The sequence below is a fragment of the Amycolatopsis mediterranei genome (assembly GCF_026017845.1).
Lineage (GTDB): Bacteria > Actinomycetota > Actinomycetes > Mycobacteriales > Pseudonocardiaceae > Amycolatopsis > Amycolatopsis mediterranei.
Genome location: NZ_CP100416.1, coordinates 7,244,906 through 7,267,131, shown reverse-complemented (window position 1 = coordinate 7,267,131; position 22,226 = coordinate 7,244,906). Strand labels below are relative to the sequence as shown.

Annotated in this window: 22 protein-coding genes; 15 read left to right on the top strand and 7 right to left on the bottom strand. The window is 70.5% G+C overall.

The features are described 5' to 3' along the window. The first annotated feature begins 57 nt into the window (after positions 1 to 57). The 3 genes from dapA (at position 58) to ISP_RS32300 (ending at position 4,562) form a co-directional block, all read left to right on the top strand. The gene (dapA, locus tag ISP_RS32310) at positions 58 to 1,071 is read left to right on the top strand and encodes a 4-hydroxy-tetrahydrodipicolinate synthase (protein ID WP_049878175.1); all 1,014 of its coding nucleotides are present in this window, start codon (positions 58 to 60) and stop codon (positions 1,069 to 1,071) included. Next, positions 1,068 to 2,765 carry a ribonuclease J gene (locus ISP_RS32305; RefSeq protein ID WP_034285679.1) on the top strand — a complete coding sequence of 566 codons (1,698 nt, stop codon included), beginning with the start codon at positions 1,068 to 1,070 and terminating at the stop codon, positions 2,763 to 2,765. The genes dapA and ISP_RS32305 overlap by 4 nt, the downstream gene beginning before the upstream one ends. Positions 2,766 to 2,918: 153 nt before the next feature. Then, positions 2,919 to 4,562 carry a VWA domain-containing protein gene (locus tag ISP_RS32300; protein WP_176742065.1) on the top strand — a complete coding sequence of 548 codons (1,644 nt, stop codon included), beginning with the start codon at positions 2,919 to 2,921 and terminating at the stop codon, positions 4,560 to 4,562. Here ISP_RS32300 and ISP_RS32295 read toward each other — a convergent pair. Together ISP_RS32295 and ISP_RS32290 are read right to left on the bottom strand one after the other, a co-directional pair. Then, positions 4,516 to 5,889, bottom strand: a complete 1,374-nt coding sequence (locus tag ISP_RS32295) for an amino acid permease (RefSeq protein WP_013228082.1) — start codon at positions 5,887 to 5,889, stop codon at positions 4,516 to 4,518. The genes ISP_RS32300 and ISP_RS32295 overlap by 47 nt on opposite strands. A gap of 77 nt (positions 5,890 to 5,966) precedes the next feature. Continuing rightward, positions 5,967 to 6,914, bottom strand: a complete 948-nt coding sequence (locus ISP_RS32290) for an EamA family transporter (RefSeq protein WP_013228081.1) — start codon at positions 6,912 to 6,914, stop codon at positions 5,967 to 5,969. Positions 6,915 to 7,083: 169 nt separating this feature from the next. Between ISP_RS32290 and ISP_RS32285 the strand changes: the two genes are divergently transcribed. Together ISP_RS32285 and ISP_RS32280 are read left to right on the top strand one after the other, a co-directional pair. Continuing rightward, positions 7,084 to 7,734, top strand: a complete 651-nt coding sequence (locus tag ISP_RS32285; protein ID WP_230468459.1) for a hypothetical protein — start codon at positions 7,084 to 7,086, stop codon at positions 7,732 to 7,734. 45 nt (positions 7,735 to 7,779) lie between these two features. Next, a complete protein-coding gene (locus tag ISP_RS32280; RefSeq protein ID WP_230468458.1) occupies positions 7,780 to 8,382 on the top strand; it encodes a hypothetical protein in 603 nt (200 codons plus the stop codon). Positions 8,383 to 8,420: 38 nt separating this feature from the next. Here the strand turns inward: ISP_RS32280 and wrbA are convergent, their stop codons facing one another. Both wrbA and ISP_RS32270 read right to left on the bottom strand, forming a co-directional pair. After that, the gene (gene wrbA, locus ISP_RS32275) at positions 8,421 to 9,035 is read right to left on the bottom strand and encodes an NAD(P)H:quinone oxidoreductase (protein WP_013228078.1); all 615 of its coding nucleotides are present in this window, start codon (positions 9,033 to 9,035) and stop codon (positions 8,421 to 8,423) included. A 33-nt stretch (positions 9,036 to 9,068) separates the two neighbouring features. Beyond that, on the bottom strand, positions 9,069 to 9,884 hold the full coding sequence (locus tag ISP_RS32270; RefSeq protein ID WP_034285675.1) for a lysophospholipid acyltransferase family protein: 816 nt from the start codon (positions 9,882 to 9,884) through the stop codon (positions 9,069 to 9,071). Between the two features lie 228 nt (positions 9,885 to 10,112). On the opposite strand from ISP_RS32270, the gene ISP_RS32265 reads away from it, so the two are divergent. The 4 genes from ISP_RS32265 (at position 10,113) to ISP_RS32250 (ending at position 14,954) form a co-directional block, all read left to right on the top strand. Beyond that, positions 10,113 to 12,602, top strand: coding sequence for an FtsK/SpoIIIE family DNA translocase (locus ISP_RS32265; RefSeq protein ID WP_013228076.1), 2,490 nt, complete (start codon positions 10,113 to 10,115; stop codon positions 12,600 to 12,602). Positions 12,603 to 12,683: 81 nt separating this feature from the next. Continuing rightward, positions 12,684 to 13,901 (top strand): AAA family ATPase, encoded by a 1,218-nt coding sequence (locus ISP_RS32260; protein WP_013228075.1) that lies wholly within the window; start codon positions 12,684 to 12,686, stop codon positions 13,899 to 13,901. 65 nt (positions 13,902 to 13,966) lie between these two features. Beyond that, a complete protein-coding gene (locus ISP_RS32255) occupies positions 13,967 to 14,473 on the top strand; it encodes an RloB family protein (RefSeq protein ID WP_013228074.1) in 507 nt (168 codons plus the stop codon). Between the two features lie 169 nt (positions 14,474 to 14,642). Further along, the gene (locus ISP_RS32250; protein ID WP_013228073.1) at positions 14,643 to 14,954 is read left to right on the top strand and encodes a hypothetical protein; all 312 of its coding nucleotides are present in this window, start codon (positions 14,643 to 14,645) and stop codon (positions 14,952 to 14,954) included. Here the strand turns inward: ISP_RS32250 and ISP_RS32245 are convergent. The 3 genes from ISP_RS32245 to ISP_RS32235 all read right to left on the bottom strand — a co-directional run bounded on the left by ISP_RS32245 (position 14,947) and on the right by ISP_RS32235 (position 16,644). Next, on the bottom strand, positions 14,947 to 15,558 hold the full coding sequence (locus ISP_RS32245) for a nitroreductase family protein (protein WP_013228072.1): 612 nt from the start codon (positions 15,556 to 15,558) through the stop codon (positions 14,947 to 14,949). The genes ISP_RS32250 and ISP_RS32245 overlap by 8 nt on opposite strands. Positions 15,559 to 15,608: 50 nt before the next feature. Then, positions 15,609 to 16,043, bottom strand: coding sequence for a phospholipase (locus tag ISP_RS32240; RefSeq protein WP_013228071.1), 435 nt, complete (start codon positions 16,041 to 16,043; stop codon positions 15,609 to 15,611). A 91-nt stretch (positions 16,044 to 16,134) separates the two neighbouring features. Continuing rightward, a complete protein-coding gene (locus tag ISP_RS32235; protein ID WP_013228070.1) occupies positions 16,135 to 16,644 on the bottom strand; it encodes an amino-acid N-acetyltransferase in 510 nt (169 codons plus the stop codon). Positions 16,645 to 16,864: 220 nt separating this feature from the next. On the opposite strand from ISP_RS32235, the gene rimO reads away from it, so the two are divergent. The 6 genes from rimO (at position 16,865) to pspM (ending at position 22,039) form a co-directional block, all read left to right on the top strand. Continuing rightward, the gene (rimO, locus tag ISP_RS32230) at positions 16,865 to 18,301 is read left to right on the top strand and encodes a 30S ribosomal protein S12 methylthiotransferase RimO (RefSeq protein WP_013228069.1); all 1,437 of its coding nucleotides are present in this window, start codon (positions 16,865 to 16,867) and stop codon (positions 18,299 to 18,301) included. Then, positions 18,298 to 18,939 carry a CDP-diacylglycerol--glycerol-3-phosphate 3-phosphatidyltransferase gene (gene pgsA, locus ISP_RS32225; protein WP_013228068.1) on the top strand — a complete coding sequence of 214 codons (642 nt, stop codon included), beginning with the start codon at positions 18,298 to 18,300 and terminating at the stop codon, positions 18,937 to 18,939. The genes rimO and pgsA overlap by 4 nt, the downstream gene beginning before the upstream one ends. 2 nt (positions 18,940 to 18,941) lie before the next feature. Continuing rightward, positions 18,942 to 19,403, top strand: a complete 462-nt coding sequence (locus tag ISP_RS32220; protein WP_013228067.1) for a CinA family protein — start codon at positions 18,942 to 18,944, stop codon at positions 19,401 to 19,403. Positions 19,404 to 19,502: 99 nt separating this feature from the next. Continuing rightward, positions 19,503 to 19,961, top strand: a complete 459-nt coding sequence (locus tag ISP_RS32215; protein WP_014467438.1) for a helix-turn-helix domain-containing protein — start codon at positions 19,503 to 19,505, stop codon at positions 19,959 to 19,961. Positions 19,962 to 20,189: 228 nt separating this feature from the next. Then, complete coding sequence (locus tag ISP_RS32210) at positions 20,190 to 21,029, top strand: PspA/IM30 family protein (RefSeq protein WP_013228065.1); 840 nt, start codon at positions 20,190 to 20,192, stop codon at positions 21,027 to 21,029. Positions 21,030 to 21,052: 23 nt separating this feature from the next. After that, complete coding sequence (gene pspM, locus ISP_RS32205; RefSeq protein ID WP_013228064.1) at positions 21,053 to 22,039, top strand: phage shock envelope stress response protein PspM; 987 nt, start codon at positions 21,053 to 21,055, stop codon at positions 22,037 to 22,039. Positions 22,040 to 22,226 lie beyond the last annotated feature (187 nt).

Below are 22,226 nucleotides of genomic sequence, written 5' to 3'. Positions count from 1 at the left end.
CCTCCTGGCGACCAGGTCGGCGCGGTTTTCGTCGGACCGGCGGGGTACCGTCTGGGCATGTCCAACCCACCTACCGCAGCGCCCGGACGGCCGTTCGGGCGCGTGCTCACCGCGATGGCCACCCCGTTCGACGCCGACGGCGCACTGGACCTGAAGCGGGCGCAGGAGCTGGCCGAGCACCTCGTGGAGCTGGGGAACGACGGCCTCGTGGTCAACGGCACCACCGGCGAGAGCCCGACCACGAGCGACGCGGAGAAGCAGCAGCTCATCCGCGCCGTGGTCGAGGCCGTCGGCGACCGCGCGACCGTCGTGGCCGGCGCGGGCACCAACAACACCGCGCACAGCCTCGAGCAGGCCAAGCAGGCCGAAGAAGCCGGGGCGCACGGCCTGCTGGTCGTCACGCCGTACTACTCGCGGCCCAGCCAGGCCGGGCTGTACGCGCACTTCACCGCCGTCGCCGACAGCACCGGGCTGCCCGTGCTGCTCTACGACATCCCGCCGCGCTCGGTCGTCCCGATCGAGGTCGACACGCTGCTGCGGCTGGCCGAGCACCCCCGGATCGTCGCGGTCAAGGACGCCAAGGGCGACCTCATCGCCGGGTCCGAGGTCATCGCCAACACCCACCTCGCCTACTACTCCGGCGACGACGGCCTGAACCTGCCGTGGATCTCGGTCGGCGGCGTCGGCGTGGTGAGTGTGATCGGTCACGTCGTCGCGGGCCGGATCCGCGCCATGATCGACGCCTACGAAAACGGCGACACCTCCACCGCGCGCACCAACCACCGCGGGATGCTGCCGGTGCTGCGCGCGATGTCGCGAGTCGGCGGGGTCGCCTTCAGCAAGGCGGCGCTGCGGCTGCGCGGCTTCGACATCGGCGACCCGCGGCTGCCGATCGTCGCGCCGACCCCCGAGCAGACGGCCCTGATCGCCGGTGATCTTGGCCAGGGCGGCGTGCCGCTGGGCGACACGGCGGCCCGGGACTGGCATGGTGAGCGGGTGGCACAAGCAGATTCGCGAGCGGCCTACATCGCGCCGACCTCGCACACCAGCGTTGGGACCCTGCCTCGGTGAGCTCACTTCCCCTAGGTCCAGGGCCCACCAACGCCCCGCCCGCACTGCCCGAGGGAGCCTTGCGCGTCGTCGCGCTGGGCGGCATCGGCGAAGTCGGGCGCAACATGACCGTCTTCGAGTTCGGCGGACGGCTGCTCATCGTCGACTGCGGGGTGCTCTTCCCCGAGGACGACCAGCCCGGCGTCGATCTGATCCTGCCCGACTTCCGCGCGATCGAGGATCGCCTCGACGACATCGAAGGCCTGGTGCTCACCCACGGGCACGAAGACCACATCGGTGCCGTCCCGTTCCTCCTGCGCCTGCGGCCGGACCTGCCGATCTACGGCTCGAAGTTCACCAACGCGCTGCTCGCGGCCAAGGCCAAGGAGCACCGGCAGCGGCCGAAGCTGATCGAGGTCCGCGAGGGCGAGCGCCGCGACGTCGGCGTGTTCAACCTCGAGTTCTTCGCGGTCAACCACTCCATCCCGGACGCGCTGGCCGTGGCCATCCGCACCCCGGCGGGCGTGGTCCTGCACACCGGCGACATCAAGCTCGACCAGCTCCCGCTCGACGGGCGCCTCACCGACCTGGCCGGCTTCTCCCGGCTCGGCGACGAGGGCGTCGACCTGTTCTGCGTCGACTCGACCAACGCCGAGGTGCCCGGGTTCGTCATGCCCGAGCGCGACATCGGCCCGGTCCTCGACGACGTCGTCCGCAAGGTCGACCAGCGCGTGATCGTGGCCTGCTTCGCCAGCCACGTCCACCGCGTCCAGCAGGTCCTCGACGCCGCCCAGCGCCACGGCCGCCGGATCGCGTTCGTCGGCCGGTCGATGGTCCGCAACATGGGCATCGCGGCCGACCTCGGCCTGCTCAACGTGCCCGATGGCCTGCTGGTCGACCTCGACCAGGCCAGCACCCTGCCGGAGAGCAAGGTCCTGTTCGTCTCGACGGGTTCGCAGGGCGAGCCGCTCTCGGCGCTGTCGCGGATGGCGCGCGGCGAGCACCGGCAGATCTCGATCCGCGCGGGCGACACCGTCGTGCTGGCCAGCTCGATGATCCCGGGCAACGAGACAGCGGTGTTCGGCGTGGTCAACGGCCTGACCCGGCTCGGCGCGAACGTCGTCCACCAGGGCAACGCCAAGGTGCACGTGTCCGGGCACGCGTCGGCGGGGGAGCTGCTTTACCTGTACAACGCGGTGCGTCCGAGCAACGTCATGCCGGTCCACGGCGAGTGGAAGCACCTGCGCGCGAACGGCGAGCTGGCGATCCGCACCGGCGTCGCGCCGGAGAACGTGGTCATCGCCGAGGACGGCGTGGTCGTCGACCTGGTCGACGGCAAGGCGTCCCGCACCGGCCGCGTCGAGGTCGGCCACGTGTACGTCGACGGCCTTTCGGTCGGCGACGTCGGCGAGTCGACGTTGTCGGATCGCCTGGTCCTCGGCGAGGGCGGGTTCATCTCGATCAGTGTCGCGGTGGACTCCAGCACCGGCCGCGCGGTCAGCAGCCCCACGGTGTCCGGCCGCGGCTTCTCCGACGACCCGAAGGCGCTCGCCGCCGTCGTGCCGCTGGTGGAGATGGAGCTGGCGCGCACGGAGGCCGAGGGCATCACCGACACGCACCGGATCGCGCAGGCGGTCCGCCGGGTCGTGGGCCGCTGGGTGGCCGACACCTACCGCCGCCGCCCGATGATCGTCCCGACGGTCATCCCGGTCTAGCGCTATCCCGAGGCGGTCTTCGGTGCGTTCAACGGACCGAAGGCCGCCTTCGGCGTGAGATCGCCCGCCTGTTAGGCCGTCCGGCCCACGAGCGGCGGCTTTGCTGCGGGATAACCTTGATCCCACCCCGCCTCGCGCAGAGAGGCCGCGCCGATGGGACGTCATTCGGACGGCAGACGACGCCGGCTGCTCGTGCCCGCCCTGGCGACCGGTCTCGTGCTCGTCCTCGGCGCTGCCGCGTGGGTGACGGTGACGACCGTGCGTGCCCGGCCGTCGTGCGAGCAGCCCGCGAAGGTCCTCGTGACCGCGTCCGCCGACATCGCGCCCGCGCTGTCGCTCGTCGCGCACGGTCTGGACCTGCAGTGCGGCAGCATCGAGATCCAGACGCGGGACGCGACGCAGGCGGCCGAGCGGCTCGCCCTGTCGGACGGCAGCCCGCGGCCGCAGGTCTGGATCCCGGATTCCACGCTCGCGCTGCGTCGAGCCCACCAGCTCGGTGCCTCCGACGTCCCCGAATCCGGGGCGTCGGTGGCGAGCTCGCCGGTGGTGCTCGCGGTCGCCGCGGACGTCGTCAAGGGCCTCGGCTGGCCCGAGCGGGTGCCTTCCTGGACGGAGGTGCTGGCCGCGCCCGGAGCCGTCCCGGGGATGTCCGACCCGGCGCGCGACGCGGTCGGCGCGCTGGCGCTGCTCGGCCTGCGGGACGGCGCCAAGGCGTCGCCCGAGCCTTCGGCCGCGTATGTGGCGATGCTGCGGCGCTTCTCGGCCAACACGCTCGGCGCGGAGACGGAGCTGATCGCACGGCTGCCGGGTTCGAGCGACGGCGGCGGGACGGCCGCGGTGACGGCGTTCCCCGCGTCGGAGAACTCCCTGCTGCGCCACAACGTCGAGGACCCGAAGTCCCCGCTGGTCGCCGTCTACTCGACGGCGGTGCCCACTTTGGACTACCCGTTCGCGGAGCTGGGCGGGATCACCCCGCAGCAGCGCCCGATCGTCGAGGCACTGCGCGACGCGGTGCTCGGTGACGCGGGAGCGGACGCGATCGCCCGGACGGGTCTGCGCGCGGCGGGCGGCCAGGCGCTGCGCAACCACGCCGACGACCCGAGGGTGCTCCCCGAGGGCATCCGGGCGGAGAGCCTCCCGCCCGCGCCGGTGATCGACGAGCTGCTCAACCAGTGGGCGGGCGTCAACCTGAGCGCGCGGGTCCAGGTGCTGATCGACGTGTCGGGGTCGATGAACGCGCAGGTCCCGGGCACGAACTTGAACCGCATGCAGGTGACGATGGAGGCGGCGGCGAAGGCGATGCACCTGTTCAAGCCGGCGACCCAGCTGCGGATGCTGGCGTTCTCGACCCGCCTGGACGGCGACAAGGACTACCGCGAGCTGCTCCCGATGGCCTCGGTCGCCCAGCACCTGGCGAGCGGCGCCCTGGAGAAGCTGGGCCAGGTGAAGGCCACCCCGGACGGCGGAACGGGCCTGTACGACAGCGTCCTGGACACGTACCGCACGGCCCGCCGCGAGTGGGAGCCGGGCCGGTTGAACCTGGTGATCGTGATGACCGACGGCCGCAACGAGGACCCGCGCGGGATTTCCCGCGCGGACCTGCTCACCGAGCTGGCCGGGCTGCAGGACGCCCGCCGCCCGATCCCCCTGATCGGCGTGGGCATCGGCCCGGACGCGGACAAGGCGGAACTGGACCAGCTGACCGCGGCCACGGGCGGGCAGGCGTTCCTGGCCCCGGACCCGGCGAAGATCACGGACGTGTTTTTCGGGGCGTTGTCCCGGCTCGCCGGCGGATGAGCGCGTAAACGCCCAGGATCACCGCCAGGCTGATCAAGCTCAAGTACAGCTGTGCCCGGGCGTCGGAGTCCACGAACAGCATCGAGGCCACCACCACGAGCGTCAGCACCAGCGTCACCCAGCTCAGCCACGGATAGCCCCACATCCGCAGCTTCAGCTTCTCCGGCGCCGAGGCTTCGAGAGAACGTCGCATCCGGATCTGGGAGCCGCAGATGATCGCGTACACGAACAGGGCCACCGCGCCCGCGGAATTGATGATGAAGTAGAAGATCTTGTCCGGGGACACGTAACTCATCACCACCGCCACGTACCCGACCGACGTCGAGGCCAGGATCGCCTTCCACGGCACACCTCGCGCGTTCGTGTCCGACACCCACGCCGGGGCCCAGCCGTGGCGCCGCAGGGCGAACAGCATCCGGGATGCCGTGTACAGCCCCGAATTCAGCACCGACAACGCGGCCGTCAGGACCACCGCCGACACGATCGTCGACGCCGCCGGGACGCCGAAACGGCCGAACGCCGCCGCGAACGGGCTCGTTTCGCTCGGGATCTCACGCCACGGCGTGATCATCACCAGCAGCGCCACCGAACCCACGTAGAACACGATCACCCGCCAGACGATCGTCGAGGTCGCCTTGCGGACCGCCGTCTCCGGCTGGTCGGATTCCGCCGCCGCGATCGTGACGATCTCCGCGCCGAAGTACGAGAAGATCACGATGACCACGCCGTGCACCACCGAAAACGGCCCCTTCGCGACGAAGCCGTCGAGGCCGATGTTGCCCACCGAGAAGTGCGCGTCCGGCCAGAGCCCGAGCACGAACAGCGTGCCGAGCAACAGGAAGACGACGATGGTGGCGACCTTGATCGACGCCAGCCAGAACTCCGTCTCGCCGAAGGAGCGCGCCGACGCGAGGTTCGTCGCCGTCAGCAGCAGCATCAGCGCGAGCGAAAACACCCACTGCGGCACGCCGGGGATCCAGCCCTGCAGGATCTTCGCGCCCGCGACGGCTTCGAACGCGACCACGCCGACCCAGAAGTACCAGTACAGCCAGCCGATCGTGAAGCCCGCCCAGCCGCCGAGCGAGTCGCGCGCGTACTCCATGAACGAGCCCAGCGCCGGCGACGCGGTCGCCATCTCGCCGAGCATCCGCATCACCAGCACGACGAGCAGCCCGCCGATGGCGTAGGACAGCACGGCGGCCGGGCCGACGGTGTGGATCACCGCGCCGCTGCCGATGAACAGGCTCGCGCCGATGATGCCGCCGAGGGCGATCATCCGGACGTGCCGCTGCCGCAGGTCGGGCCGCAGCCCGGACTTGGTCGTCAAGGTGCTTCCTCCCCGGGGGAACGTGGGTTGCGGAATTTTCGCACCCGCGGGCCGCCCGGTGCAGAATTTGCGCAAGCTCAGTGGGCGAGGATCTCCGAGTTCCGCTGCACGATGTACGCACCGCCCAGCAGGATCGCCGACCCGAGCAGCTGCGGCCAGGCGAGCTGCTCGCCGAGCAGCACCCACGCCGCAACCGTCGTGATCACCGGTTCGATCAGCCCGAGCACGCTCGCCACCGACGCCGGCAGGTGCCGCAGCGACGAAATGCCGCAGACGTACGCGAGGACCGTCGCGACCAGCACCAGGAGGGTCAGCAGCAGCCACACCGGCGGGTGCCAGGCGCCGAACCCGACGTCCGCGCCGAGCAGCCCGGCCGGCCACGTCCACGGCGGCGCGACGAAGCTGATCGCGACCGCGCCGATCACCATGCCCCAGGTGACCAGGCCCAGCGGGTCGATGTCGGCCACCGCGCGTTCGCCGAGCAGGAAGTACCCGGCCGAGCACAGCGCCGCGCCGAAGCCGGCCAGCAGGCCGAGCCCGTCGAGGGTCACGCCTTCCCAGACCTGGGCGACCAGCGCGAGCCCGGCCATGGCCAGCGCGATGCCGCCCCAGACCGCTCGCGGCAGCCGATGGCGCCGCACGAACCGCACCCACAAGGCGATGAGCACCGGCGAGACGAACTCCAGCAGGATGGCGATCCCGACCGGGATCCGGCCCGCGGCGACGAAGTAGAGCAGCTGCACGCCGGCCACGCCGAGCAGGCCGTACCCGGCCAGGACGGGCAGCTCCGCCCGGCGCACCCGCAGCTTCCGCGGCGCCACCAGCGCCACCCCGGCGAGCAGCACGACGCCGGCCAGCGCGATCCGCGCCGCCGCTACCTGCTCCGGGGCGATCCCGGCGGACATCACGGACTTGCCCAGGGTGCCGGACGTGCTGAAGAACAGGGCGGCGAGCAGGACGTAGCTGGTCCCGCGGCCCCGGTGGGCGACCCGGGGCGACGCGAGGACGGGGAGTTCAGTGGTCACCGTCGCGACTGTAGGTGGCCCGGTGTCACCGCCGAAACGATTATCCCGGTTACTCGGGGTTGCGGGCGCCGAGTCCGTTTCGTGACCTTCGGATCGCAACCGGGCCTTCGGGTGGACGTCTTCCGGATGTCGCAAGAAACAGGGGGCCCCGCGATTGATCCGGCGGGGAATGAGTTTCTTTCTTGATTCGCACACGTATTCGGCGTGCGAAGAATCCTTGGAGGGGAAAATGGCGGGGAAGATTTCTGCTGCCGTGGGTGTGGCCGCCGGGTTGGCGCTGCTGTCGCCGGTCGTGGCGTCGGCCGCGGAGGGAAACGTGGCATCGGTGCATGTCGACGTGTCGGGAAGCGTGGTGACTCTCACCGTCACGTGTGTCGCCAGTGGTGTCCCGGCTGAAGCGCACTACTTCGCTCGCTCGGGTGACCGTGCGCTCGGCGGGGGGTTCCTGGCACCGAAGGGAAACAAGCTTTCCATCATGTTCAAAGGGGTGCAGCCGGGGGACTACCGGGCGGAAATCCATTGCGACACGGCCGACAAAGACTTCGCCGGCGTTACTCGGCTCTTCGTCGTCCCCAAGCCTGCGCAGCCGGGCAAGCCCGCCCAGTCGACCCAGCCCACCAAGCCGACTCAGCCGGCGGCGAAGCCCACGCAGACCGCGCCGCAGGTCGGGGTGAAGCCGCAGGGTGCGCCGCAGACCGGGGGTGGTCCGGCCGATGACGAATCCACCGCCACGCCGCTGCTCGCGGGCGGGGCGGTCGCTCTGGTGGGTGCGGCCGGTGCCGGTGCGTGGGTACTGCGCCGCCGCGCGGCTCGGCGCTGAATCGAAGGCGCGACAGGGATCGCGCCGCAGTCAGTCGTGCATCGCATGTATTCGGCGTGCGATGAATCCTGGGAGGGGAAAGTCATGCGAAGAATTGCTGCTGCCGTGGGGGTGGCCGCCGGTTTCGTGCTGCTGTCGCCGGTTGTGGCGTCGGCCGCGGAAGCGCCGACGGGCAACCCGACGTCCATGAAGGTCGAGGTGGACGACGCCGACAACGTGACCATCGAAGGAACGTGCGTCAACAGTGCCGTCCAGGCCGAAGCTGGTTACCGTGTGCCCGGCGGGCACCGGCCGATCTTGCACGGCGACCTGATCATGCAGGGGAAAACGGGTTCCGTCACGTACAAACACGTGCCGCCGGGAAAGTACGAAGCCTACATTTACTGCTACGAGGGCGGACCCGGCGACCACCGAGGCCCCGTGCGGACCTTCACCGTCGGGAAGTCGGCCCAGTCGGCCCAGCCTGCCAAGCCCACGCAGACCGCGCCGCAGGTCGGGGTGAAGCCGCAGGGTGCGCCGCAGACGGGTGGCGGCCCGGCCGATGACGAATCCACCGCCACGCCGCTGCTCGTGGGCGGCGCGATCGCCCTCGTGGGTGCGACCGGCGCCGGCGCTTTGGTGCTGCGCCGCCGCGCGGCCCGGCGCTGAACCGACGTCCGGGTGCCACCGAAGTGGCACCCGGACGATCACTCCGCGCGCTTCAGCCCGGTCGCGACGTGCGTGGTGATCGTGGCCAGCCGCCGGCCCTGCAGGCGCAGGGCGTCGAGCGCGACGTCGTCCGGCGCCGCGGACTTGCGGGACACGAACGAGCCGCCGTACGGGTTGCCGGATTCCTTCAGGTGCGGGTCGGTGTAGCCGAGCGGGACGACGATCGCGCCCCAGTGGTAGAAGACGTTGTTGATCGCCAGCAGCGTCGACTCGAGGCCGCCGTGTGCGGTGGATGCCGTCGTGAACGACGTCGCCACCTTGTCCGCCAGCTTTCCCTGTGCCCACAAGCCACCCGTGCTGTCCAAATAGGACTTGAGCTGGGCGGCCGGGCCGCCGAACCGGGTCGGGCTGCCGACGGCCAGCCCGTCGGCCCACTCGAGGTCGCCGAGCGTGGCGAACTCGTGGTGCGGACCGGCGTCGATCCAGGCCCGCCAGCGCGGGTTCTGCGCGATGGCTTCGGCGGGCACGGTTTCCGGCACGGTCCGCACCCGCACGTCGGCCCCGGCCTCGCGCGCTCCGGTGGCGAGCGATTCGGCGAGGGCGGCGGTGTTCCCGGTCGAGCTGTAGTAGACGACGAGTATCCGTGTGCTCACGTCGCCGACTCTAGGGGCGCCGCCCCGGGTGTCTCACAGTACGGACGGCGGCTTCCAGGGGCTGACCGTGTCGGTCGGCCGGGTGGGGTCGTGGAAGCGGGGCCGGTCGAGCTCGTCGCGGCGCAGCGGGACGAGGCCGTCGGTGATGGCCTGCATGATCTTCGCGTGCGCGCGCACCCCGGCGCCCGGCCGCTGCGTGTCGATGTCCGAGAGGTCGACGGGGTCGCCGAAGTGCACCCGGAACTTCGGCCGGCGCAGGGGGGCGCTGAGCCCAGAGCGGGCCAGCGGGACCAGGTCGGCCGGGCCGTTGACGGTCTCGGTGCCCCAGTAGACGGCCTCGTGCGCGCCCCACTGGCTGATCGGGATCACCGGCACGCCCGCGGCCAGCGCCAGCCGCGCCGCGCCGGTCTTGCCGCGCTCCGGCCACAGGCCGGGGTCGTGGCTGATCCGGCCTTCCGGGTAGACGACGATCGGCTCGCGGGTGGTCTTCATCGCCTCGACGGCCTCGGCGAACTGCCCGACGGCGGTCCCGGCGTGCTTGCGGTCGACCCGCAGGTGCCCGCTGACCCGCAGCGCCGGCCCGATCACGGGCGCGTCGAGGATGCCGCCGGCCAGCATGAACCGCGGGTTGATGCCGATCCGCTTGCACGCCGCCATCAGCACGAAGGCGTCGAACACGCCGATGTGGTTCGCGGCCATCAGCAGCGGCTTGCCCCGCAGCTGCGCGGGCACCCGGCCGCTGACGGTCAGCCGCCCGACGAGGTTCACCAGCCCGCGGTCGATGTTCAGCATGGTCCGCCAGATGGCGGGAGCACGGCGGGGCGGTTCGTCGGTGCGCAGCGCGAGCATGGGGCAGAGCATGGCAGACGCCGATTTCACCCGTTTGCGCTACCACGGTCCTGAACGCAGTGAATGACTCATTCCTGTCATCCGACGACAGGAATGAGTCATTCACTGCGTCGGGCGGACCTGCCCATCACCCGGATGGCCGATCGACCGGCGGTGTGAGGCAGAAGTTCACCCTGGGCCGAGGGTGGCGCACGAGACGAACGGCGACGGCCGGTTACCGTTGACGGCATGGCTGGGTCGGCGACGAGGAAGAGAAGCACGGGAAGCGGCGCGAAGGGGGCAGCGGCGCGTAAGCCGCGTACACCCGCGAAGCCCCGGACGTCGTCCGCTCGCAAACCACCGCCACGCAGCCGGCGCAAGACCCCCGGCCTCTTCGGCAAGGGCGTCCGGGGCACCTGGAACCTGCTGGCCAAGGGCCTGGGCACGCTGGCCCGCACGGTCGGCCGCACCCGCGAGCTCGAGCCGGAGCACCGCCGAGACGGGCTCGCGCTGGGCCTGATCGGCCTGGGCATCGTCGCGGCCGTCGGCGTCTGGTGGCGGGCGGCCGGGCCGATCGGCCTCGGGGTGGAGATCGCCACCCGGACCGTCCTCGGCGCCGGGGCCGTCACGCTGCCGCTGGTGCTGATCGTCGTCGCCGTCGCGCTGATGCGGTCCGAGCCGCACCCGGAAACGCGGCCGCGGATGGTGGTCGGCACGATCATGGTCGTGCTGTCCGTGCTCGGGATGCTGCACATCTTCACCGCGCTGCCCGGCACCAACGACGGCCGGATGTACGCCGGCGGCATCGTCGGCGCCTTCTCCGGCGGCCTGCTGACCATGGGCGTCACCACCTGGGTCGCCGTGCCGCTGCTGATCCTCGCGCTGTTCTTCGGCGTGCTCGTGTTCACCGGCACGCCGGTCCGCGAGATCCCGCACCGGCTGCGCCACTGGGGCCTCGACGAAGAGGAGCTCGCCGAAGCCGAGGCCCAGCGCTCGGGCTTCGCGACCGACGAGGACACCGTCACCGAAGCCGACCCGAAGTCCGCGCGGCTGCGCAAGCCCTCGCGGCGCCGCCAGGCCGCCGAAGCCGCTCCCGAGCAGCTGGACATCGACGCGATGCTGGCCGAGGCGCCGACGCCGATCAGGCCGCCGAAGCCCAAGCCAGCGCCCGAGGTCGTCGAGAAGAAGCCGAAGAAGACCCCGGAACCGCCGCTCGCGGTCACCCGCACGGTCGAGGGTGACTACCAGCTCCCGCCGCCCGACCTGCTGAAGCTCGGCGACGCGCCGAAGTCCCGCAGCAAGGCCAACGACGCCATGATCGAGGCGATCACCGGCGTCCTGGAGCAGTTCAACGTCGACGCGCAGGTCACCGGCTTCACCCGCGGCCCGACGGTCACCCGCTACGAGGTCGAGCTCGGCCCGGGCGTGAAGGTCGAGAAGATCACCGCGCTGACCAAGAACATCGCCTACGCGGTGGCCACCGACAACGTCCGGCTGCTGGCACCGATCCCCGGCAAGTCCGCGGTCGGCATCGAGGTGCCCAACTCCGACCGCGAGATGGTCCGCCTGGGTGACGTCCTGCGCGCGCCGACCACGGTCAAGGACAACCACCCGATGGTGATCGGCCTCGGCAAGGACATCGAGGGCCACTTCGTCACCGCGAACCTGACGAAGATGCCCCACCTGCTGGTCGCCGGTTCCACCGGTTCCGGTAAGTCCAGCTTCGTCAACTCGATGCTGGTGTCGCTGCTCGCGCGCTCGACGCCGGACGAGTGCCGGATGATCCTGATCGACCCGAAGATGGTCGAGCTGACGCCGTACGAGGGCATCCCGCACCTGATCACGCCCATCATCACCCAGCCGAAGAAGGCCGCCGCCGCGCTGGCCTGGCTGGTGGAGGAGATGGAGCAGCGCTACCAGGACATGCAGGTCAACAAGGTCCGGCACATCGACGACTACAACAAGAAGGTGCGTTCGGGCGAGATCACCGCGCCGCCGGGTTCGGAGCGCGAGTACCGGCCGTACCCGTACATCATGGCGATCGTCGACGAGCTCGCCGACCTGATGATGACCGCCCCGCGCGACGTCGAGGACGCGATCGTCCGGATCACCCAGAAGGCGCGCGCCGCCGGCATCCACCTGGTCCTGGCCACGCAGCGGCCGTCGGTCGACGTCGTCACCGGCCTGATCAAGACGAACGTGCCTTCGCGGCTGGCGTTCGCGACGTCGTCGCTGACCGACTCGCGGGTCATCCTGGATCAGCCGGGCGCGGAGAAGCTGATCGGCATGGGCGACGCGCTCTACCTGCCGATGGGCGCCGGGAAACCGGTCCGCATCCAGGGCGCGTTCGTCGGCGACGAGGAGATTTCCGCGGTCGTCAACTACGCCAAGGAGCAGGCGCAGCCGGACTACCAGGACGGCGTCACGGCCCAGAAGGCGGGCGAGAAGAAGGAGATCGACCCGGACATCGGCGACGACCTCGACGTCCTGCTGCAGGCGGCGGAGCTGATCGTGACGTCCCAGTTCGGCTCGACGTCGATGCTGCAGCGCAAGCTGCGCGTCGGCTTCGCCAAGGCGGGGCGGCTGATGGACCTGCTGGAGAGCCGCGGCGTGGTGGGCCCGTCGGAGGGCTCGAAGGCCCGCGACGTGCTGATCAAGCCGGAGGAACTGGAGTCGGTCCTGTTCATGATCCGCGGCGGCGGCCCGGTGGACGCCGACGCGAGCGACGACGACGAGTAGGACCCTGACTGGTGCTTCGAGCCGTTCCGTGCGGTTTACTGGTACGGAACGGCTCGAAGGGTCGTCAGGGAGGTGGTTAGGGTGCTGCGGAGCTTCCGGCTCGGTAATCATCGCTCGTTCCGGGACGAGCAGGAGTTGCTGCTCATGCCCGCGATGCCGGGTGACGAGCGGCCCGTGGTGCCGGTGACCGCCATCTACGGGGCCAACGCTTCCGGCAAGTCGAACCTCTTCAAGGGGATCACCCTGGCAAGGTGGGCCGTGCTGAACAGGCATCTCCCGGATGCGACGGGCCGGCACGACATCGTGGCACTGCAAGACCCGTTCCGGCTCGATCCGCAGTCGCCGGACCGGCCATCGACCTTCGTCTTCGAACTGATTGCAGAAGGCATCCAGTACACCTATGGATTCCTCTTGCAGGAAACTGAGATCCTGGAAGAGTGGCTCTATGCGTATCCAGAGAAGCGAAAACGACTCATATTCGAGCGCAATCGGAGCGCGATCAAATTTGGTAGCACGGTGGCTGACCTCAAGGCCAAGTTCGAGGTTCTGGAGGAATGGATCCGTTCGACCGTTTTATTCTTGAGCGTGTGCGATCGCCTCGAACTGGGCCCACTGATTCCGGTCTATCGATGGTTCGAGGCGGGAGTACTGGCAAGTGGCTTTGACGGCCCGTCGCCAGATCCGGAATATGTGCAGTGGGTGGTCGGTGACTATCTGCTCCGGAATCCGGAGGCTCGGCAGCGAATGATCGCGCTTCTCAAGGTGGCCGATGTCGGGATCGTGGACGTCGTCGTGGCGGACCGCAAGGACCGGACCCGCCGCCGCGCCGCGCAGTCCGACCTGGAACTCAAGCTCCTTCATGGGGCTTCCTCTGAGCCTTTCGACTTCGGCGACGAGTCGTCCGGAACGCGCAATTGGATCGGTTTTCTTCCGATGGTGCTGAGGGCGCTGGACGGCGGACTCGTTCTGTTCGTCGATGAGATCGACGCCAGCCTGCATCCGCTCCTGACCGCGAAACTCGTCGGGCTCTTCCAAGATGCCGAAGTCAACACCAAGGGTGCTCAACTCATCTTCACCACACATGACACCAGCTTGCTCGGCACCATGCTCGGCGAGCAGGTGCTCGAGCGGGATCAGATCTGGTTCGTCGACCGAGGCGCCGAGGGAGCGAGTCACCTCTACCCGCTCACCGACTTCAAGCCGCGGAAAGATCAGAACACGGAACGGCGCTACCTGGCGGGCAGCTACGGTGCTGTGCCCGTATTGGGTGACTTCACAGCGGCGGTCGGCCGCGGATGACGCGACGAGAGAACAGCGGTCGCCGACGTACTGCTTTCCGGGAATCGAGGTCGAGCCTTCTCGTCGTGTGCGGCGCGGAAGCGACCGAGCCGGCTTACTTCCAAGGTCTCAAGCAGGCGAGGCGGAACCCGGCGGTGACGATCAAGCTGAAGGCGAAACCCGCAGATCCCGACACGGTCGTGCGCCACGCGGCCGGCTTGCGTGACAATGCCGCGGACACTTACGACGAGGTCTGGTGCGTCGTCGACGTGGACGAGTTCGACGTGGCGAAGGCAGTCGTCACGGCTCGACGGGTCCGGGTCAACCTGGCGATCTCGAACCCTTGCTTCGAGTACTGGCTCCTGCTCCACTTCGAGGCTTGCACCGCACCATTGACCTGTTACTCGGACGTGGCCAGGCGGCTTCGCAGGCACGTTCCCGAGTACGACAAAACGGCGTTGCGTTTCGCTGACTACGCGAGCGGTGTCGATGCGGCCGTTGAACGGTCGTTGGGACGGGGCCACGTCCTCACCACCGAGCATGAACACAATCCCGCCACCGGGGTCTGGGCTCTGGTGAAGAAGGTTCTTTGAGCCGGTGCAACCCCGGCTCGGTCCGTTCCGTCCACAGCACGTGGACCTACCGCGATTCGTAGCCGGACTGTTCGCCTTCGCCGTCGTCACGGTGGGCGCCGGGAGCGCAGCCGCCTCCGGGCCGCCCGCACCTGGGCCCGCTTCGCCGCCCGCACCGGCCGAGGACACCGTGAGTGCCCCGGCCGGGCACGACGTCACCCTGCGGCTCGGGCAGGAGGCCGCCGTGCAGGGGAAGGACCTGACCGTGCGCTACACCCGCGTCGTCGCCGACTCGCGGTGCCGGCCCGGCATGCAGTGCATCTGGCAGGGGGAGGCGACGCTGGCGTTCCTGCTGAAGGAGCCCGGCCGCGGCGAAAGCACCACGGCCGAGCTCCACAGCGGCCCCCGCACCGGCCCGCAGGCGACGTCGTTCGCCGCCAGCCGGATCGAGCTCGTGTCGGTCGGCGAGGACGCCGGGGAGGCGACCGTCCGGATCAGCTGAGCGGCGTGCCCCAGTGGTCGAGGAAAGCCACTTCGGACAGCGGCGTGCGCGGCGCCGGCTTGAAGTCCGGCACCGTCGTGTAGGCCACCGGCAGCAGCCCGACCTGCGTGTGGCCGTCCGGGATGCCGAGGATCTCCGCGGCTTCGGCCTCCCGCGCCAGGTGGTACGTGGTGAGCGTCGAGCCCAGCCCGCGCGAGCGCAGCGCCAGCTGGAAGCTCCACACCGCCGGGAAGATGCCGCCGTAGAAGGCCGCGTCGACCCCGTTGTCCCCGGCCGGGCGGCCGGCCACGACCGGGATCACGAACACCGGGACGCGCTCGATCACGTCGATCAAGTGCCGCCCGGAGGCCAGCGCCCGCGACGGCGCGGAACTCGCCCGTTCCGCCAGGTAGGCCTCGCCGACTTCGCGGAAGATCGCGCCGAGCCGGTTCTTCGCGTCCTGGTCGCGCACCACGAGCCAGCGCCAGGCCTGGACGTTGCCGGGCGTCGGCGCCTGCAGCGCCAGGTTCAGGCACTCCTCGAGGACCTCGGGTTCCACCGGCCGGTCGAGGTCGAGCTTCCGGCGGACCGCCCGGGTCGTGCTGAGCAGATGATCGATGTCCATGCACCCATCCTGGCTGGCCCGGGCCGAGCACGCGGCCCGGGCCGCCGGGCTCAGCCGCCGAACTTGCGGACCGCCTCGTAGTACGTCCACGCCGCACCCTTGCAGGCGATGTTGGAGCCGCAGACGCTCTTCAGGTCGGAGTAGAGGTTGTCGTCGATCCTCAGCCGGTTCGCCTCGGTGAACCGGCCCTGCTTCTTGTAGTTGCGGTAGCCGAAGTCGTGCCGGTGGCAGCCGGGCAGGAACTGCCACCCGAACGGGTTGTCCGGCGCCCACGAACAGCCGTCGGACGACCAGTCCAGCTGGCCGGAGTACGGCGCTTGGTTCCGGATCGTTTCGAAGCCGGACAGTGACGTCGAGAAGAGGTACTGGTCGGTGACCGCCGGGATGTCGACGGCGGCCGCGGTGCCGGTGCCCAGCAGGGCACCCGCGCCGACAGAAACGGCCACCGTCACGGTGGCCCCCAGGTTCCGCAGTGTCGTGCGCATCGCTTGCTTCCCTTGCCGATCGGTGGACAAGTGCCCGATCAGCTTCCGGCAGGCCGGTGGCGCCCGTCACCGCCCGAACGGAGGTTTTCACTCAGAGTTCGAGCAGCATCCGCGAATTGCCGAGAGTGTTCGGCTTGACGTAAGGAAGGTCGAGGAATTCGGCGACGCCGGTGTCGTGCGAACGCCGCATCTCCTCGTAGACCTCGTGCGACACCGGCGTGCCGTCGATCTCCACGAACCCGTGGCCGGTGAAGAAGCGGGTCTCGAACGTCAGGACGAACAGCCGTTTGAGACCGAGCTCACGCGCTTCGTCGACCAGCCGGGCCACCAGCAGCCGCCCGACTCCCTGGCCGCGGACGGCCTTGTCGACCACGACCGTGCGCAGCTCGGCGATGTCCTCCCAGAGCACGTGCAGCGCGGCCGCCCCGACCACTTCGTCACCCACTTCGGCGACCCAGAACTCCTGGACCGCCTCGTACAGCGTGACCAGGTCCTTCTCCAGCAGGACGCGGCCGGCGTCCGAGTCGACCAGGGCCTTGATCTTGCGGACGTCGGCGATCCGGGCGCGGCGGACGGTCGGGCGGAGCGAGTCTGACGGCACGATCGTCCACCCTGCCACATCGTCTGGCGCGCGCGGCGACACAGCCGCTTTTCGGGGGTCCGGGTGGCGGAGCCCCCGGCTCGGGGCGAAGCCCCGGTTGTCACAGCCGCTTTTCGGGGGTTCGGGTGGCGGAGTCCCCGGCTCGGGGCGAAGCCCCGGTTGTCACCACCGGGCTACGCCGTCGTCGGGCCACGCGGGACCGGCGGCTACCCTGAACGTCGTGCCTTCCCCTGCCACGGACCCAGCCGCCCCCCGACGCGTCTCCCTGCTGACCCTGGGCTGCGCCCGCAACGAGGTCGACTCGGAGGAGCTGGCGGGCCGGCTCGCGGCCGGCGGCTGGGAGCTGGCGGCCGATCCGGAGGACTCCGACGTCGTGGTGGTCAACACCTGCGGCTTCGTCGAGTCGGCCAAGAAGGACTCCGTCGACACGCTGCTCGCCGCGTCCGACACGGGCAAGAAGGTCGTCGCCGTCGGCTGCATGGCCGAGCGCTACGGGCACGAGCTCGCCGACAGCCTCCCGGAGGCCGACGCGGTGCTGGGCTTCGACCACTACGCCGACCTTTCGGCTCGGCTCGACGACGTCGTCGCCGGCCGCAAGATCGCCTCGCACACGCCGGGCGACCGCCGCAAGCTGCTCCCGATCAGCCCGGTCCAGCGGCCCGCCGCCGCGGAGACCGTGGAGGTCCCGGGCCACGCGCAGCACGGCTGGGGCCCGCGGGTGCTGCGCACGCGCCTCGACGACGCGCCGGTGGCCGCGCTGAAGATCGCTTCCGGCTGCGACCGGCGCTGCTCGTTCTGCGCGATCCCGTCGTTCCGCGGCTCGTTCGTCTCCCGGCAGCCCGACGAGATCGTCGCCGAGGCGATGTGGCTGGCCGAGCACGGCGTCAAGGAGCTGTTCCTGGTCAGCGAGAACTCGACGTCCTACGGCAAGGACTTCGGCCGCGACGGCGCCACCGCGCTGGAGCGGCTGCTGCCGCGCCTGGCGGAGATCGACGGCATCGAGCGCGTCCGCGTCTCCTACCTGCAGCCGGCCGAGACGCGCCCGCAACTGGTCAAGGCCATCGCGACCACGCCGGGCGTCGCCGAGTACTTCGACCTGTCGTTCCAGCACTCCAGCGAGCAGGTGCTGCGCCGGATGCGCCGGTTCGGCTCGACGGACTCGTTCCTGGCGCTGTGCGAGCAGATCCGCGAGTACGCGCCCGAGGCGGGCATCCGGACCAACGTGATCGTCGGGTTCCCCGGCGAGACCGAGCACGACCTGGCCGAGCTCGAGCGGTTCCTGACGGGCGCGCGCCTCGACGCCGTCGGCGTCTTCGGCTACTCGGACGAGGACGGCACCGAAGCCGAGACCTTCGACGGCAAGCTCGACCCCGAAGAGGTCGGCCGCCGCGTCACCCGGATCTCGGCGCTGGTCGAGGAGCTGACCACGCAGCGCGCCGAGGACCGGATCGGCACCTTCGTCGACGTCCTGGTGGAGCTGGACGACGACGGCGAGCTCACCGGCCGCGCGGCGCACCAGGCGCCGGAGGTCGACGGCGAGTGCATCATCCTCGACGCCCCGGAAAAGGTGCAGGTCGGTGACTTCCTGCGCTGCGAGGTCGTCGACTCGGCGGGCGTCGACCTGATCGTCCGCGCGGTACCGGACGCCGACCGGTGAGTGCGCTCCCCAGCGACGCCGCCGACGAGGGCCTGGCGCGCGACGCCCCCGCCCAGCTCCCGGAGCCGACCCCGGTCCCGACGCTCAACGTCGCGAACCTGCTGACGTTGTCGCGGCTGGTCCTGGTGCCGCTGTTCGTCGTCGCGCTGTTCGTCGGCGACGGCCACGACGAGACCTGGCGCGCGATCGCGACCGGGCTGTTCGCGATCGCCTCGGCCACCGACCAGCTCGACGGCTGGGTGGCCCGCAAGTACGGCCTGATCACCGACTTCGGCAAGATCGCCGACCCGATCGCGGACAAGGCACTGACCGGCGCCGCGCTGGTCGGGCTGAGTGTGCTGGGCGAGCTCGGCTGGTGGGTCACGATCGTCATCGCGGTTCGCGAAATCGGCGTGACGCTGCTGCGGTTCTGGGTGATCCGGCACGGCGTGATCCCGGCCAGCCGGGGCGGGAAGGCCAAGACGATGGCGCAGATCGCCGCGATCGTGGCGTACCTGCTGCCGCTGCCGGCCGGCGCGGACCCGGTGCGGTGGGCGTTGATGGGGCTGGCCCTGGTGCTGACCGTGGTCACCGGCGTCGACTACCTGGTGCGGGCGGTGCGGCTGCGGGCGGCCGGGCGCCGGGTCACCGGGAGCTGACGGTGGACGAAACGGCCCTGGTCGCGGCCCTGGCCGCGCGGGGCGAGACCGTCGCGGCGGCCGAGTCGCTGACGGCCGGGCTCGTCTGCGCCACCCTCGCGCGGGTGCCCGGGGCGAGCGCGGTCCTGCGCGGGGGACTGGTCGTCTACGCGACCGAGCTGAAAGCCGCACTGGCCGGCGTCGACCCCGAGCTGCTGGCCGAGCACGGCGCCGTCCACCCCGAGGTGGCCGCCCAGCTGGCCGAGGGCGCCCGCGACCGGTGCGGCGCCACGTGGGGCCTCGGGCTCACCGGTGTGGCCGGACCGTCGGCACAGGACGGCGTCGAGCCGGGCACCGTGCACCTCGGGCTCGCTGGGCCGGGAACACGTACAGTCCGTACGCTGGACTTGACCGGCACTCGGGACTTGATCAGGACCGAGTCGGTCTTGGCCGCGTTTGCCCTGCTCGGGGAACATTTGGCGTGAAAAACGCGTTCGCCCTTGGCGTACGGGCACACCAACTCCTGCGCCCGGGGCGCCGCTCTGGGTAACGTAGGGGGTACTTGTTCGGAAGGGAGGCGCGTGATGACCGTGCTGTTGCGTGAGGCGATCGGTGATCGGCTCCGTCATGCCCGCACCAACCAGCGTCGTACGCTGCGCGACATCTCCCGCGCCGCCAGGGTCAGCCTCGGCTACCTCTCGGAGGTGGAGCGGGGCCAGAAGGAGGCGTCGAGCGAACTGCTCGCGTCCATCTGCCAGGCTCTGGACCTTCCGCTCGGCGAGCTGCTGCACAACGTGGCGGCGGACGTTTCGGCCCTCGACCACGTCGAGGTCCCACCGGTCGACGAGCGGATCGTGGAAGGCACGCCCCGGGAGAAGCGGGGCGCCGAGGCCTCGGCGGCCGGCATCGAAGGCGGCCGCCTGATGTCGGAGCTGATCGGGAACGACCTCGCCGACCTGCGGGTTTCTCCCGCACCGAGGATGAACACGACGTTGCGGACGACGATCGGGCAGCCCAAGCTGGCGTCCACGATCGCCGCCTGATCACGAGTCGGACACGGCAATGGCCCCGGGCAACCCGCCCGGGGCCATTCGCGTGGGCTACGGGAAGTGATCAGGGGGATCCCTGAATTCGGCCGGGTCGCCTGGAACGGACGTGGCCGACCTGACACGATGGAACCCGACGCCGGGGTCGGTGCGTTGCAGATGCAGGGGAGTGACGCCCCACCCCGAGTACCAGGCCCGTGGGACGCAAGAAGGCAGGCGGAGGAGATGGCCAACCCGTTCGTGAAGTTCTGGAAGTACATGATGGCGGCGTTCTCGTCGAAGATCGACGAGCACGCCGACCCGAAGGTACAGATCCAGCAGGCCATCGAGGAGGCGCAGCGCAACCACCAGGCGCTGACGCAGCAGGCCGCCTCCGTGATCGGCAACCAGCGGCAGCTGGAGATGAAGCTCAACCGGCAGCTCGGCGAGGTCGAGAAGCTGCAGGCCTCCACCCGGCAGGCGCTCGTCCTCGCGGACGAGGCGCGCGGCAAGGGTGACGAGCAGAAGGCCACCGAGTTCGAGAACGCCGCGGAGAGCTTCGCGACGCAGCTCGTCACGGCCGAGCAGAGCATCGAGGACCTGAAGACGCTGCACGACCAGTCGTTGCAGGCCGCGGCCCAGGCCAAGAAGGCCGTGGAGCGCAACTCGCAGATGCTGCAGCAGAAGCTCGCCGAGCGCACCAAGCTGCTCTCGCAGCTGGAGCAGGCGAAGATGCAGGAGCAGGTCTCCGCCTCGCTGAACCAGATGAGCCAGCTGGCCGCGCCGGGCAACACGCCGTCGCTGGAAGAGGTCCGCGACAAGATCGAGAAGCGCTACACCACGGCGCTGGGCTCGGCGGAGCTGGCGCAGAACTCGGTCCAGGGTCGCATGATGGAGGTCCAGGCCTCCACCACGCAGATGGCCGGCCAGTCGCGGCTGCAGCAGATCCGCGCGTCGATGCACGGTGACTCGGTCGCCCAGGTGACCGACGGCGGCAAGACGGCTCCGGCGGCGAGCAGCCAGGCCGACATCCAGCGCGAGATCCAGGCGCGCGTCCAGGCCGAGCAGGGCAAGAACCCGGCCTGACCACACCGAAGGGGGCGAGCACCATGGCGCAGCAGGGCAGACGGCGTGATTTCAGCGAGCTGAGCGCGAAGCTGGAGAAGCACATCGAGAAGCTGCCCGACTACGCGGTGCGCGCCCAGGAACAGCTCCAAAAGGTGCAGAAGTACTTCCCGCCGGCCGAGCAGGCCGGCGGGAAGCCCGCCCCGCGGCGCCCGAACCCGCTGCAGCGGCCGCCGGTCCGGCGGCCCGACATGACGGCCTCGCTGTCGTCCATGGCGAGCCAGGTTCCGGCGTTCGCCGAGGCCCGGGCCAAGTGGGACCGCTGGAACCACCCGGCCGCGAAGCTCGAACGCCGCAAGCGCCGGACGTCGAAGGCGCTGACGTTGTGGATCATCCTGACGATCCTGTGTGCCGTCGTGACGGTGGCCGCCGCCGTCGGCTGGCTCAGTCCGACGAGCGCCGCGATGATGCCGCAGGCGATCACGGCGTTCGCGGGAGCCGTCATCTTCGGCACGTTCAGCGTCCGCTCCGGCCTCAAGCTGCGTGAACTCAAGCGCATCCCGATCCCGGCGGCGCCGGCCGGCCCGCCGCCGCTGCCACCCGCCCGCTCGGCGGCCCGCGAGCCGATGGAACGCCTCGCCGAGTGCGAGGCCTCGCTGACCGAGCTGCTGCGCCAGCTCTCGGTGCCGTCCTCGCTGGGGATGCCCCCGGTCTCGGAGGTGTCGGTCGCGGACGCCCGTCAGACGGCGACCGAGGCGGCAGCCGCGTTGCGCGGCCTGGCGGCCCGCATCCAGGCGATCGAGCGCGGCCGCGACTCGGCACCCGCCCGCGAGAAGGCGGCCCTCGACGCAGCGGTGGCCAAGCTCCGCGAGCAGCTCGACGACGGCCTCGAGGGCTACCGCGGCCTGGTCGCCGCGGCCGGCCACTCGGTCGCCGCGGCCGGCGACGGCCTCGTGACGTCCAAACAGGCCCTCACCGACGCCACCGACCGCCTGGCCGGCCTGGCCATGGCCCTCCGCGAACTCTCCTGACCCCGCAACCCACGTGACGGAAGGGGCATTACGCGTGTGCCAGCAGGCAGCTCGCGTAATCCGAGGGGCATCGCCGCGATGCCCCTCCAGACACGAGTGATGCCCCCTCAGACACGCGTGATGCCCCTCCAGTCACGTGAGTTCCGGGTCCGATCACGCGAGTTCCGGGGTGAATCACGCCAGTTTC